General features: G+C 51.7%; 13 protein-coding genes. 3 read left to right on the top strand and 10 right to left on the bottom strand.

Features of this window, described 5'->3' with window-relative positions:
• Window positions 1-238: 238 nt before the first annotated feature.
• The 10 genes from NK662_RS12995 to NK662_RS12950 form a co-directional block, all read right to left on the bottom strand.
• Entirely contained in the window at window positions 239-931 is a 693-nt protein-coding gene (locus NK662_RS12995) for a hypothetical protein (protein ID WP_254759367.1), read from the bottom strand.
• 172 nt (window positions 932-1,103) lie between these two features.
• Window positions 1,104-1,868, bottom strand: coding sequence for a C39 family peptidase (locus tag NK662_RS12990; protein WP_254759366.1), 765 nt, complete (start codon window positions 1,866-1,868; stop codon window positions 1,104-1,106).
• Between the two features lie 125 nt (window positions 1,869-1,993).
• Window positions 1,994-3,271 carry a sensor histidine kinase gene (locus NK662_RS12985; protein WP_254759365.1) on the bottom strand — a complete coding sequence of 426 codons (1,278 nt, stop codon included), beginning with the start codon at window positions 3,269-3,271 and terminating at the stop codon, window positions 1,994-1,996.
• Between the two features lie 11 nt (window positions 3,272-3,282).
• Window positions 3,283-3,954 carry a response regulator transcription factor gene (locus NK662_RS12980; RefSeq protein WP_254759364.1) on the bottom strand — a complete coding sequence of 224 codons (672 nt, stop codon included), beginning with the start codon at window positions 3,952-3,954 and terminating at the stop codon, window positions 3,283-3,285.
• A 281-nt stretch (window positions 3,955-4,235) separates the two neighbouring features.
• Window positions 4,236-5,552: a hemolysin family protein gene (locus NK662_RS12975; RefSeq protein WP_254759363.1), complete on the bottom strand. Its 1,317-nt coding sequence runs from the start codon at window positions 5,550-5,552 to the stop codon at window positions 4,236-4,238.
• A 60-nt stretch (window positions 5,553-5,612) separates the two neighbouring features.
• On the bottom strand, window positions 5,613-6,008 hold the full coding sequence (locus tag NK662_RS12970; RefSeq protein ID WP_254759362.1) for a MerR family transcriptional regulator: 396 nt from the start codon (window positions 6,006-6,008) through the stop codon (window positions 5,613-5,615).
• A 158-nt stretch (window positions 6,009-6,166) separates the two neighbouring features.
• Complete coding sequence (locus tag NK662_RS12965) at window positions 6,167-8,584, bottom strand: heavy metal translocating P-type ATPase (RefSeq protein WP_254759361.1); 2,418 nt, start codon at window positions 8,582-8,584, stop codon at window positions 6,167-6,169.
• Between the two features lie 72 nt (window positions 8,585-8,656).
• Window positions 8,657-8,863 (bottom strand): copper chaperone CopZ, encoded by a 207-nt coding sequence (gene copZ, locus NK662_RS12960; RefSeq protein WP_254759360.1) that lies wholly within the window; start codon window positions 8,861-8,863, stop codon window positions 8,657-8,659.
• Between the two features lie 12 nt (window positions 8,864-8,875).
• Entirely contained in the window at window positions 8,876-9,196 is a 321-nt protein-coding gene (locus NK662_RS12955) for a metal-sensitive transcriptional regulator (RefSeq protein WP_254759359.1), read from the bottom strand.
• Between the two features lie 115 nt (window positions 9,197-9,311).
• Window positions 9,312-9,701 (bottom strand): DUF302 domain-containing protein, encoded by a 390-nt coding sequence (locus NK662_RS12950; protein WP_254759358.1) that lies wholly within the window; start codon window positions 9,699-9,701, stop codon window positions 9,312-9,314.
• A 150-nt stretch (window positions 9,702-9,851) separates the two neighbouring features.
• Between NK662_RS12950 and NK662_RS12945 the strand changes: the two genes are divergently transcribed.
• The 3 genes from NK662_RS12945 (at window position 9,852) to NK662_RS12935 (ending at window position 13,306) form a co-directional block, all read left to right on the top strand.
• Window positions 9,852-10,340 carry a hypothetical protein gene (locus NK662_RS12945; protein WP_254759357.1) on the top strand — a complete coding sequence of 163 codons (489 nt, stop codon included), beginning with the start codon at window positions 9,852-9,854 and terminating at the stop codon, window positions 10,338-10,340.
• Window position 10,341: 1 nt separating this feature from the next.
• Window positions 10,342-11,214, top strand: a complete 873-nt coding sequence (locus NK662_RS12940) for an FAD:protein FMN transferase (RefSeq protein WP_254759356.1) — start codon at window positions 10,342-10,344, stop codon at window positions 11,212-11,214.
• A gap of 265 nt (window positions 11,215-11,479) precedes the next feature.
• On the top strand, window positions 11,480-13,306 hold the full coding sequence (locus NK662_RS12935; RefSeq protein WP_254759355.1) for an APC family permease: 1,827 nt from the start codon (window positions 11,480-11,482) through the stop codon (window positions 13,304-13,306).
• The last annotated feature ends 31 nt before the right edge of the window (window positions 13,307-13,337 follow it).

The following is a 13,337-nucleotide window of genomic DNA, read 5'->3' as shown; positions in this document are numbered from 1 at the left end:
GCTTCTATCTGCAAAAGAACGCAAAAAGGAGCCTGCAACTGCAGGCTCCTAAAAAAGACAAAAAGAAGCCCCCAATGACAGACTCCTCCAAAAGCAATTCTATATGCGTTTTTCTTATTCAAGTATAACATAACTGGATTGCTTTCGTAAATCCATTACTATTTTTTATGCCATTATGCACATAATCATTCCGAAATCCTGCGAGTCCCCGCATAGCCAAAGAGAGCCCGCAAGCCCCCTATTCCTTCGCCGGCTCTTCAGGCTGAACTGCCGCCCGCTTTTTCTTGCGGCGATGCCGGATCCACATAATGAACAGAATGAGCAGCAGCAGGAGTGCCCCGCCGGCAGCAATGGCAATGTTGCGGATGTTGGGCACCTTCACCGTCATTGCCAGTTCATTCTTGGCAATGGGATTGATATTCCAAGCAAGCGTCTTTCCGCCATCTGTTTTCTTGTCCGCATTCGAGGAGGCTGCCTGAATCGGCAGGCTTACCTTAAATTGCAGATCCATATGCTTCTGCAGCTGGTCTGCCGCATACTGCACCGCAACTGCAGTTGTCCCCAATTGCTTTCTTGCCGTCGCCAGCACATCCTGATAGACTCCGGAGAAGTCCATTTTGCTCTTCACATCGTACACTGTAAAAAACAGCTGCTCCTTTTTGTTGTACTGAAAGGAAACAATGTCAGCAATTCCTTTGCCGCTTGCCGGTTTAATTTGCTGCTGTTGAAAGTCTTCCAATGACTGATAATGACGGGATGCTTCAAATCCGAAGTCCTGCTTCCGGTCATAGCCCTTCACAGCAAAGCCGTTGTTTTGCAGCATGGATTGAATGTAGACGAAGGGGTTGAAATCCCCCAAATACTTTTTCACCTGCTGCTCCGCTCCAAAGCGGACGTTCATATCGGCACTTCCGTTTTGATTGATTTTCAAATGCCCATCTCCTGATACACAACCGGACAAGAGCAGAGAACTCAGCAGTAAAAGATAGAGATATCGCTTCATTGTGACCTCCACAATCCATCATGTTTCTCCTATTTTGCCATAACCGGTGTATTGTCATCCATCAAACAAGAGAGCTGAACATGGTCAGCTCCCGGTTTGCTTATACTGGAGAATAGGTGATGGCCTGGCTGCCCATCTGAAGCCAAGCCTGCTCAAAGGCAGCCCGATTTTTCGGCACAGCCGCGCTTCCATTCAGCGGATCATTGACATAAATATGTGTGGCATCATAGCCGACGATGACAACACTGTGCTCTCTATACGTAATCTTGACCGGCCCGCCGCTTGTCTGCCAAGTGGAAAAGGCACTTTCATCAAGCTGTGCAAATGTCGAATTTGTAACAATCCAAACCGGTGTCCCTTGGTCCAATGACTGCAGAACCTCCGCAAACGATTTGCCGCTCAAATCGACGACTCTGCCGGGCAGGTATTTCTCCGCCAAAGCGGCAATCGGCTGATGATAGACCCCGTATCCCGACTCTTCAAAGGTATACATGTTGCCGACAAAGCCCGCATTCGGGTTGCCCCGCAGTGCTCCTTCCCGGAACGGCACCTTCGCAATTTGCCGGGCCAATGTCATTTTGTCAGCCGGCACACCGGCATGTCCGAGCAGCATCGCCAGGCTGGTGACCTCACAGCCGCGCGGCAACTCCGGCATTTGCTGCAGCAGCGGGACGTGATCAAGCAGGACCTTCTCCGGCTTTGGCTCCTGCACCACTTCATCCGCAACCTCTACCGGCGCCTCTTGAATCTGCTTCAGCTCCGCCGCTTTCGTCACAGCCTTCTCCTCCGGCGAAGGAGCAAAAGCTATATACAGGCCAGACAGCAGCAGCAGAGCCGCCGCCGTCCATACTAATATGCGTTTCATATGGATTCCCCCTTACTCTCTGCTCCAATCTTACAAAAGGTTTCTTAATTTTCACTTAAGGCCAAAGAAATAGACCTCCGCTGAAAACCTGTTACAAGCAAGGTTTTCAGCAGAGGTCTATCTGTTTACTTTTGATGTTTCGGAAAGGTGATTTCAAAGCTCGTTCCTTCCCCTAGCTTGCTTTGCACCTTTACCCGGCCATTATGCTTGTCGATGATCCATTGGGCAATGGACAGGCCCAGCCCAAGCCCGGCATCCTCGGCAATGGTCCGCGCTTTATCACTTTGATAAAAGCGGTCAAAGATGCGCGGAATATCCTCTTCGCTCATGCCGATGCCTGTGTCCTTCACCTGCAGCGTGATGGCAGAAGCTGTCTGTTGGCAAGCAAGCTCAATCCGGCCGCCCTCACCGGTATACTTCATGGCATTGTCGAGCAGGATGACAAGCAGCTGATGAATCCGCTCCTTATCTGCGGTAAACATCACCGGCTCCGGCACATCCATCGTCAGGCTCTTCTCCTGATAAGAGGCAATTTCCCCGTACTGGTCCACCAGATTCTCCAGCAGCTCATGCAGGGCAAACGGCTCCTTCTTCATTTCAATCTGATTGGAGTCTGAACGTGCCAGGGTCAGAAGCGTTGTCACCAGCTTGGACAAGCGGCGGCCTTCATTCGAAATGGTGGAAATATCTGTAATTTTATCCTCAATCGTTGCGGATGGGTTGCGGAACAGCAGATCTGTTTTGGACTGAATAACCGCCAGCGGCGTCCGCAGCTCATGTGAAGCATCAGAAACAAATTGCTGCTGCTTGTTCCATGCCCGCTGGATCGGCACAAGCGCACGGCCGGCCAGGAAGTAGCCTGCTCCTACGGCACATATGATGCCGACACCGCAGCCGACTGCCAAGATAATAAGCAGCTTCTCCAAGAATTCCTGCTCGGAGGTGACATTCCGGATCAGCTGTACTGTCACCATGTCCGAGCCGACATAGCCCTCTGATGCAACTGTGCGGAAGGTAAAGCCTTTCGCTTGCACCGTCTGCACTTCATTCAGCACCTTTGGCTGCACCAGCTTGCCATATTGCTGCAGGAAGAGCACCTCCCTGCCATCCCCTTCACTGACAAGGTTTCCGTTTTGGTCCCAAATAAGGACAGAAACCCGCGGGTCGCCGACAGCAAGCGAGACATCCCGCGTGCCGCCACGGCCTCCCCCAAATTTATTATTCTGCGGTCTGCCATTCTCTCCATGCCCCGCCTTCTTCACCGTGTCCATTAAACTCATGTCCACAGAATGGTACAAGCGGTCATAGGTGTAGGCATAAATGACGCTTCCAAGCGCCCCGATCAAGACAATGAATACCAATGAGTTCAAAAGTGTCAACCGAATATGCGTCTGCCGAAACATGCTGCTCCCCCTTACTGCTCCTTCAGCCGGTAGCCGACACCCCGTACTGTTTTAATATCTTCATGATAGCCGAATGGCTCCAGTTTTTTGCGCAAATGATGGACAAATACCTCTACAATGGCGATCGTTGTATCAGAATCAAAGCCCCAGACACGGTCATAGATCTGCTCCTTTGTCAAAATGGCGCCGCTGTTTTGAATCATATACTCCAGCAGCTCGTATTGCTTGGCTGTCAGCTTCAGCGGCTTGCCGTCCACCTTCACATCCTGATCCTTGCCATGCAGTTCAATGCCCCGGTAGCGCAGTGTGTGCTCTGTTGTCAGGCTGCCGCTCCGGCGCAGCAAGGCCCGGATGCGCGCCTGCAGCTCCGGCGCCTGAAACGGCTTTGTTAAGTAGTCATCGCCGCCGTAATCCAATCCCTTCACCCGGTCCTCCAGCGAATCTCTTGCCGTCAAGAACAGCACGGGTGTCTGAATGCTGTCGCTGCGCAGACTCTTCAAAATCTCAAAGCCGTCCATGCCCGGCAGCATGACATCCAGGACGATGGCATCGTAAATATTTTGAGCTGCCAGGAACAGGCCTTCTTCACCGTCAGAAGCGCTGTCCACTTCAAACTCCTGTGACAGAATTTCCACAATGGATTCCAGCAACGGCACATTGTCCTCAACCACCAATAAACGCATACACAATTCCCCCTCATGTTTTCCTATATTACAACAAGTCCGTAAACTTACTCTTTGGATGTTTGCTTTTCTTATCCTTAAGATACCGTGCTTCGCTTAACTTTTTCTTAAGGATCACAATGAGAAGCTGCTTTTGGAAACAGGATGCTGTAAGCCGCCCTTGGATTCCCGGCAGCTTTTCCTTCAAGTTAGGTTTGATGGGCGGCTGTTCACACAGACACAAAAAGGGGATGACCCAGAAGCCTGCCTCCAGACTGTCTTTTGGGTCATCCCCTTCCCTTCTACAGAGCCGCTGCTTGCTCCTCTGCCAGCTTCTGAATTTCCACCCGCTTAATTTGGTGGGAATCCTTCATCAGCACCTTGAATTCATAGTCGTCCATTATCACGGACTGGCCCTCCAGAATTTCATGATTTTGCATCATCATCCAGCCCCCGATGGTGTCAACATCCTCCTCATCGACATGGAGGCCCAGCAGATCATTGATTTCGCTGATCAGCACTTTGCCGTCGACAATCTTATGATATTCACTGATATGCTGCACGGGCGGATGTTCATCCTCATCGTATTCATCGCGGATTTCTCCAACAATCTCTTCCAGAATATCCTCGAGTGTTACGAGACCCGCTGTACCGCCATACTCATCATAGAGGATGGCCATCGGAATCCGCTTCTTCTGCATCTCCAGCAGCAGATCGTGAATCGCCGTTGTCTCCATCACTTCAATCACCGGGCGCATGAAATCACGAATGGATTTCCATTGCGTGCCTTCTCCATTCATATACCGGATGAAGAAGTCCTTTACATTCACCATGCCAATGATATGGTCCTTATCCTCGCCAAACACAGGATAGCGCGTATATTTCTCGCTTTGGATGATCTTCATATGCTCTTCCACCGGATCGTCTGCATACAAGCCGGTGATCTCTGTGCGGGGCACCATGATTTCCTTGGCAATGCGGTTATCGAACTCAAAAATGTTATTTACATACTTGTACTCAGCTTGGTTAATTTCGCCGCTTTCATAGCTCTCTGACAAAATAAGGCGAAGCTCCTCCTCGGAATGGGCTTCGTCATGCTCCGATGCCGGCTTTAAGCCGAACAAGCCTGTAACAACACGGGCTGAGCTGTTCAAGGTCCAAATGAATGGATATGCGATTTTATAAAACAGCATTAAAGGACGGGAAAACAAAAGCGTAATTTGCTCCGCCTTTTGAATTGCAAATGTTTTCGGCGCCAGTTCGCCGATGACAACATGCAAGAAGGTAACAACAGAAAATGCGATGATAAAGGATGCTGTGCTTGCGACTGCCGCAGACAACTGCAGCTTGATCAGCAATGGGTGCAGCAGGTTATGAATGGTCGGCTCTCCCAGCCATCCAAGGCCCAATGCTGTCACTGTAATACCGAGCTGGCAGGCCGACAGGTACTCATCCAAGCCGGATGTCACCCGCTTCGCCGCTGCCGCCCCGCGCTTTCCTTCTGCCACAAGCTGGTCAATCCGGCTGCCGCGCACCCGGATAATCGCAAATTCCGCTGCTACGAAAAAGCCCGTGAGAGCGATTAATACCGCTACCATGACTAAATTAAATATGTCCAAGAATCTCCCTTAGCTCTGAGAACTAAGGTGTCCACCTCCTGTTTTTTGTCGCTCAAAATGTTAATGCTGCCATAACAAGGCTTGCATCAGCGCAGACACAGACGGTGCAAGCTGCCGCTTCAGCTTTTCCTGCTGCTCTGCCGTCAGCAGGCGCAGCTGCGGCTGAATATGCAGCAAATCGCCCTCGATCCGGCGCAGCAGCTGTGCCAGCTCTTCCACTTGCATCGGTGCCTGCTGGCTTTCCGCCCTTTGCTCTAGTAAGCTTTTAATCTCGCAAAGAGGCATATGCATCCTTTTGCAGTGCTCAATCAATCTGAGCGTCTGCAATGCCTGCTCATCATAATACCGATAATTGGACTGTGAACGCTGTGCCGTCAGCAGCCCCAGATTTGTGTAATAATCAATTGTCCGCTTCGATACATGTGCCAGCTCTGCCAACTCTCCGATTCGATACACGTTCCCAATGCATACACCTCCCCCCGGTCCGTATTTGTTAAGCATATCGTACCATGTGAAAAAGTGTACAGTCAAACGTCATAGTTTTCCGTTTTCCGCATGGGAATTGACAAATTTTCCGGAAAACAGACGAAAAACCGGCTGAATCAGCCGGTTTCCTACAATTTTATGCGCTGCAGCCGCAATGCGTTCAGCACGACAGAGACCGAACTGAAAGCCATGGCTGCACCTGCCAGCCACGGAGCCAGAAAGCCCGCTGCTGCAATCGGGATGCCAAGAGCATTATAAGCAAGCGCCCAAAACAAGTTCTGCTTGATGTTGCGGATGGTCAGCTTGCTCATGAGAATCGCATCAGCAATGCTGTTCAGGTCACCGCGCATCAAGGTGATATCGGCAGCCTCCATTGCTACGTCCGTTCCCGTTCCAATTGCCATGCCAATATCAGCCAAAGCCAATGCCGGGGCATCATTGATGCCGTCCCCGACCATGGACACCTTTCTGCCCTGCTCCTGCAATCTTTTTACCTCAGCAGCCTTGCCGTCCGGCAGCACCTCCGCAATCACTTCCCGGATACCTGCCTGGGCCGCGATTGCCCGGGCTGTCCGTTCATTGTCTCCCGTAATCATGATGACTGTCAGCCCCATGTCCTGCAGCCGCCGGACAGCCTGCTTGGACGTGGTTTTGATCGTATCGGCAACCGCAATCATTCCGGCATATTTTCCATCTGCCGCTGCCAGCATGGCCGTCTTGCCGGCCTGCTCCAGCTCTGTCAGCTGATCCATAGCCGCTTGGGGCACCTCCACTCCACGCTCTTGCATCAGCCTTCTCGTCCCGACAAGAATCTCCTTTCCATCCGCCTCGGCCTTCACACCGTAGCCGGGAATGGCCGAAAATGCGGTGACAGCTGCCAGGCCAACGCCCTTCTCGGCAATACCCGTCACAATTGCTTGAGCCAGCGGGTGTTCCGATTGCTTCTCGGCCGCTCCAACAAGCCGCAGCAGCTCTGCTTCTTCTATTCCCTCTGCCGGCAGAACATCTGTTAAAACAGGGGCGCCATTCGTTACGGTTCCTGTCTTATCCAGCAGGACTGTATCGATGCGGTGCGTCAGCTCCAGGTGCTCCCCTCCCTTAAAGAGAATGCCGAATTCCGCAGCCCGGCCGGATCCCGCCATAATAGAGGTCGGTGTTGCCAGGCCAAGAGCACATGGGCAGGCGATGACAAGCACGGCAATTAATTTCTCTAAGGCACCGGCAAAATCTCCTGGTGCAGCCCAGAAATACCAGAACACGAAAGCCAAAACGGCAATGCCTACGACAATCGGGACAAAGATGCCGGAAATTTGGTCTGCCAGACGCTGAATCGGTGCTTTGGAGCCTTGTGCTTCCTCTACCACTTTAATAATTTGCGCCAGCGCTGTATCACGGCCGACTTTAACCGCCTGCACTTTTAAAAAGCCATTCTTATTGAGAGTTGCGCCGATCACCGTATCGCCAACTGTTTTATCGACAGGCACGCTTTCTCCTGTCAGCATGGACTCATCGACTGCCGACTGCCCCTCCAGGATGATACCATCCACGGGTACCTTCTCACCAGGCTTCACATGAACGATATCTCCTGCTCTGACCTCTTCAATCGGCACTTGGAGCTCCTCGCCATTCCGCTCAACAAGAGCAGTCTTGGCCTGCAGTCCCATCAGCTTCTTAATAGCTTCCGAGGAGCGGCCCTTTGCCCGCGCTTCAAACAGCTTGCCAAGCAGAATCAGGGTGATGAGCACAGCACTCGTTTCATAGTACATCTCCACCATATGTCCTCCGTCCCCAAGGGAGGCAAGGGTGAGGTACAGGCTGTAAAAGTAGGCGGCACTTGTTCCGAGCGCCACCAGCACATCCATATTGGCGCTGCCGCTGCGCAGCGACTTATAGGCGCCGATATAGAACTGCGCTCCAATCACAAACTGCACCGGTGTCGCCAGCGCCAGCTGCACCCACGGGTTCATGAGGGCGTCAGGAAGCGGAATCCAGGCTGTGAAGGAAAAGTGGCTGACCATCGCCCACAGCAGCGGCAAGCTCAGCACCAAGGAAATGAAAAATATATTCTGCTGCCGTTTCAGCCCTTGCTTCCGCTGTTCTTCCACATTCAGCTTCTCTTCCTTCACGACCGCCCCATAGCCGATTTTCTCTACGCGCTTTACAATATCGCTCGGGCTTACCTCAGATGGGTTGTATTCCACTGCCGCTGTTTCCAGCGCGAGGTTGACGTTTGCCTGCACAATGCCGGGCAGCTTGCCAAGCACCTTCTCAATCCGGGCTGAGCAGGCTGCGCAGGTCATGCCGGTAAGGTGAAATTCCGCCTTTTCGGTCACCACATGATAGCCGAGCTGCTCCACCTTATGCCGGACAGCCGCTTCATTTGTCACTTCCGGGTCAAAGGCGACAGCGGCCCGCTCCAGCGCCAGATTCACATTCGCCTCCTGCACCCCATCCATCCGCTTCAAGCCTTTTTCAATCCGGGCTGAACAGGCTGCACAGGTCATGCCTTCAATTTGAAAGCTCATTTCCTTTTGAGCTGCACTCATATAAGCTCCCCCTTATAAACCCCTACAGGGTATATAAATTTGCCAAAGAGAGCGCGCGCTGCTGCGCACGCCTTAGGCTACATCATAGCCTTGCTCGTCAATCGTTTCCTTAATAGTGTCCACCGTTACAGCATCCGGGTCAAACTCCACCTGAACAGTACCGGCTCCCAGGTCCACCTTCACGGCTTTCACACCGTTCAATTTGCCGACACTTCCCTCCACCGCGCTGACACAATGCCCGCAAGACATACCTTTTACCTGTAATGTAACGTTCTCCATTCTATATGCCTCCTACTTTTTCATTAATCGTCCGACTGTTGTTAAGAACTCATCCAGCACTTCCTGGTCGCCCGCCTGTATCCGTTCCACGACACAGCTCTTAAAGTGCCCTTCCATCAGCAGCTTGCCGACGCTGTTCAAAGCAGCCTGGGCCGCCGCAATTTGCGTGATAACATCGTCACAGTAAGTATCCTTCTCAATCAGCCCTTTAATACCGCGGATTTGTCCTTCAACCCGGTTTAAGCGCTGCATGAGATTCCGCTTCATTTCTTCGGAGTGATGACTTTTCCGCCCATGTTCAGCGGCACAGCATTCTTCATGATTGTGCTCCATCGAATCCCTCCCTTATACTTTATAATATACTATACCCCTCTAAGGTATGCAACTTCAGCTGCAAATGCTTCAAAAAATAAATGTCCGGCATGAAAAAGAGGGAGCGTGGCTCCCTCTACTGTACAACCTTATCAATTGCCAAAGCGATCCGGCGCTCCACATCCTCCGCAAACTGCTTAAGTTCATCTGTGTCGAGCATACTGATCAGCGCCGTCGGCTTCACCATGCCGATATGGACCTGCTCCCGCTCTGTGTACACCGCAATCTTGCAAGGCAGAAAATAGCTTGCCATCATGTTATGTGCGAGCACACGGTGCGCCTCTTCCGGATTGCACACCTCCAAAATTTGCAGTTCATGAGAAAAGGGCAGCCCCTTGCTTTGCAGCTTTTCCGCGACATCAAACCTCCAAAGCACGCCAAAGCCATCCTCCTGCAGGGCTGCCTCCGTTTTTTGCAATGTTTCCTCCATTGCATATGGAGAAATGACAGTGTAATGAAATTGCATCTTCCGTCCCCGCCTTCCTTTCCGTTATCCTGCTTAGAATGAGTTAACTTTTTATATTTCATTCCCGTTGTTAAGATTGTCTTAAGACTTCTCCCTTACAATGAAGACTATCAACAGCACCAATTCCATTCCATGAGAGGAGTCATTCATATGAATCAAAATACAATCAATAAATGGGGCATCGGCATCGGCAGCCTGACACTTGTGGCCGGCATGGTTTCTTATCTCGCCTTTGACAACGGCAATGTACAGATGCCCTGGAACACGCAAGCAAAACAGAATCAATCCGGAAACGGCCAGTCCATGAATGGACAGCAGAACAGCCAGAGCCAGCAATTTGGCAGCGGACAGGAGCAGGGACAGATGCAGCGCGGGTTTGGCGGGCGGCATGGCCATCACCGCGGGCAGGAGCAAGGCCAATGGCAAACAGGCACAAACGGGAACGGCAGCCCGGGAAATAACAGCAGCTCTGCGAATGCCAATTCCGGAGACGGAGGTTCACAATGGATCCCTGGAGGCGACAGCTCTCTTGGTTCACAAAACGGAGGCAACAACAGCCAAACTCAACAGAACGGACAGTTTTCACAAATGACACCGGAAAATAATGGAGGGTTCCATACAACAACAGGAGGCAGCTAAGATGCAGGCATACTCTTTTCAATCCATGAGCACAAACATACAGGCGGCTGCGGTTGATTTGCGTGCAGACACAGCTATGCAGGTAGAGGCTTTATTCACAGAAGCCGAACAAATCTTCAGCCGTTTCCGTCCGGACAGCGAGCTTTCCCGGCTGAATCAGCGGGTGGACAAAGAAACAGCCGTGTCATCCTTTATGTTTGATGTGCTCCGCCAGGCGGCGCGGTTCCATCAAGAAACAGACGGCTTGTTTCAGCCGGGCATCCTTTCCGCCCTGGAGCAGGCCGGATACCGGCAATCCATTGAACTGATTCGGGACCGGGAGCTGTACGGACAGCATGCGGATTCACAGCCTGTTCACGCGCTCCCTTACGTGCTGAATGAACAGACCAAGACGGCCATACTGCACCGGCCAATTGACCTTGGCGGCATTGTAAAGGGCTGGGCTGTGGACCGGGCAGCCGAATTGCTTTCTCCATTGGAATACGGCTTTGTGAATGCAGGCGGCGACATCCGCATATTCGGCACCCTGCCGCAGCCGTTGCAGGTTGGCATTGAACACCCGCTGGCAGCCAACCGCATTTTTGAGACGCTGTCTCTTGTCTCCGGCGCCGTGGCCACTTCTTCCACCGGCAAACGGCGCTGGCTGCAAAACGGTGACCTCTCGCATCACCTGATTGACCCGCGCACCGGCGCCCCCGCTGACAGTGCCATTGTTTCAGCCACTGTCACTGCGGTCACTGCGACAGAAGCAGATGTCCGCGCCAAAGTCACCTTATTGCTCGATGAACAGGCCGGCCGGAAGCAGGCAGAGATGTGGAATTCACGGACAGTGCTGATGAACTGCCGCGGAGAGATTTGGAGGAACCCGGCTTGACCTTATACACACGGTACATCACCCGATCCGCTGGAACGGTTACGTGCCTGCCACTTATGTAAAAGCACACAGGAATGTCCTGTGTGCTTTGCTATTCCCCACCTGCTGCTATTTAGATTTTTCCGTCTTCAAATATCATACCTTCAACGAACTGACTGCTATATATCTAAATATAAAATAGTTGGCAAGATTGCATCTCTCATCTATTCAGGATTGTAAAACAATGATACAATTCTCGTGAAAATTTCCTAATGGTGGTGTATGTATGTATTCTTCCCTTAAGCGGTTTCTCATTGGAAAACCGCTGAAGTCCACAGAGCTGGGAGAGCAGAAGCTGACTAAGCTGAAAGCATTGGCAATCCTGTCCTCTGATGCATTGTCTTCGGTCGCGTACGGTACCGAGCAAATTTTGCTGGTGCTGGCTACGGTCGGCGCTGTTGCTTTCTGGTATTCGCTTCCGATCGCAATCGGTGTACTGATCCTACTGACTGCACTCATTCTTTCTTACCGCCAAATCATCTACACATATCCCCAGGGCGGCGGCGCATACGTTGTATCGCGCAATAACTTGGGGGAAAACGCCGGCCTCATTGCAGGCGGTTCACTGTTGGTGGATTACATTTTGACAGTGGCAGTAAGTGTCTCAGCTGGAACCGATGCCATAACCTCCGCTTTCCCGCAATGGCATGCGTATACGGTGCAAATCGCAATTGTATTGGTCATTTTGATTACTATTTTAAACCTGCGCGGTGTAACGGAATCTGCTTCTGTGCTTGCTTATCCCGTTTACCTGTTCGTTGTGGCGCTTGTCGTTTTAATTGGCGCCGGCATTTATCACGCGGCAACAGGAGGCATAACAGCTGAGCATGAAGCTGCGGCTGTCGGCACTGCTGTACCGGGAATCACCCTGTTCCTGCTGCTCCGGGCATTTGCTTCCGGCTGCTCTGCTTTGACAGGCGTAGAGGCCATTTCCAATGCCATCCCGAACTTTAAGGATCCTGCCGCCAAAAATGCAGCCACGACACTTGTTATGATGGGGGCGATTCTGGCGGTTCTGTTCTCAGGCATCACCTTCTTGGCTTACACATACGGTGTTGCGCCAAAGGTGGAGGAAACGGTTGTATCGCAGATTGCCGAGCATGTGTTTGGCCGCAGCTTCATGTACTACTTTGTACAGGGAACCACTGCGTTAATTCTTGTCCTGGCAGCCAATACAGGCTTCTCCGCCTTCCCGCTGCTCGCTTATAATCTGGCTTCCGACAAGTACATGCCGCGGATGTACCTGATGCGCGGAGACCGTCTTGGCTACTCAAATGGAATTCTGACACTTGGCCTGGCTTCCATTATCCTGATTATTGCCTTTAAAGGCCAGACAGAACAGCTCATTCCTTTGTACGCAGTGGGGGTATTTATTCCTTTTACCTTGTCACAGACAGGGATGACCCTGAAATGGATCCGCGAAAAGCCGCAGGGCTGGCTTGGCAAAATGCTCATTAACTCAATGGGAGCAATCATCACTCTTACCGTGTTGTCCATCCTGTTCCTGACGAAGTTCGGACAGGTATGGTCCGTGCTTATATTCCTGCCGATTATCGTGTCCATTTTCCACCGCATCCACAGCCACTACAGCTCAGTCGGCGAGCAATTGCGGGTGGAGGCGGGCTATGTGCCGGAGCAGATTGAAGGCAATGTCATTGTCGTACCCGTTGCCGGCATTACCAAAGTGGTGGAGCATTCTGTGAATTACGCCAAGTCTATTGGAGATCAAGTCTTTGCGGTATATGTATCCTTCGACCGTGAAGAAGAAGTGCGGATGAAGAAGAAATGGGAGGAACGCCATCCCGATGTGCGGCTGATTGTCCTGCACTCCTCCTATCGCTCGCTGACACGCCCCATATTGAAGCTGCTCGACACAATTGAAACGAAAGCAAACGAAAACAACTATGAAGTGACAGTGCTAATTCCGCAGTTTGTACCGAAAAAGGGCTGGCATAATATTTTGCATAATCAGTCCAGCGTTCTGCTGCGGACGTATCTGCTGTACCGGCGGAATATTATTGTCTCAACAGTTCCATATCGTTTCTCTAAATAGAAAAAGGAGGGTACCTTGACGGTGCCCTCCT

The organism is Ectobacillus ponti, assembly GCF_024294785.1.
GTDB classification, from domain to species: domain Bacteria; phylum Bacillota; class Bacilli; order Bacillales; family Bacillaceae_G; genus Ectobacillus; species Ectobacillus ponti.
The sequence above is the reverse complement of the archived record's forward strand: the minus strand, read 5'-3'. Positions and strand labels throughout refer to the sequence as shown.

What these genes read in the sequence shown, in the direction of transcription:
- NK662_RS12990 (WP_254759366.1), bottom strand. Translation starts at nt 1,868, where the DNA reads ATGAAACGCATATTAGTATGGACGGCGGCGGCTCTGCTGCTGCTGTCT.
- NK662_RS12985 (WP_254759365.1), bottom strand. Translation starts at nt 3,271, where the DNA reads ATGTTTCGGCAGACGCATATTCGGTTGACACTTTTGAACTCATTGGTA.
- NK662_RS12980 (WP_254759364.1), bottom strand. Translation starts at nt 3,954, where the DNA reads ATGCGTTTATTGGTGGTTGAGGACAATGTGCCGTTGCTGGAATCCATT.
- NK662_RS12965 (WP_254759361.1), bottom strand. Translation starts at nt 8,584, where the DNA reads ATGAGTGCAGCTCAAAAGGAAATGAGCTTTCAAATTGAAGGCATGACC.
- copZ (WP_254759360.1), bottom strand. Translation starts at nt 8,863, where the DNA reads ATGGAGAACGTTACATTACAGGTAAAAGGTATGTCTTGCGGGCATTGT.
- NK662_RS12955 (WP_254759359.1), bottom strand. Translation starts at nt 9,196, where the DNA reads ATGGAGCACAATCATGAAGAATGCTGTGCCGCTGAACATGGGCGGAAA.
- NK662_RS12950 (WP_254759358.1), bottom strand. Translation starts at nt 9,701, where the DNA reads ATGCAATTTCATTACACTGTCATTTCTCCATATGCAATGGAGGAAACA.
- NK662_RS12945 (WP_254759357.1), top strand. Translation starts at nt 9,852, where the DNA reads ATGAATCAAAATACAATCAATAAATGGGGCATCGGCATCGGCAGCCTG.
- NK662_RS12940 (WP_254759356.1), top strand. Translation starts at nt 10,342, where the DNA reads ATGCAGGCATACTCTTTTCAATCCATGAGCACAAACATACAGGCGGCT.
- NK662_RS12935 (WP_254759355.1), top strand. Translation starts at nt 11,480, where the DNA reads ATGTATTCTTCCCTTAAGCGGTTTCTCATTGGAAAACCGCTGAAGTCC.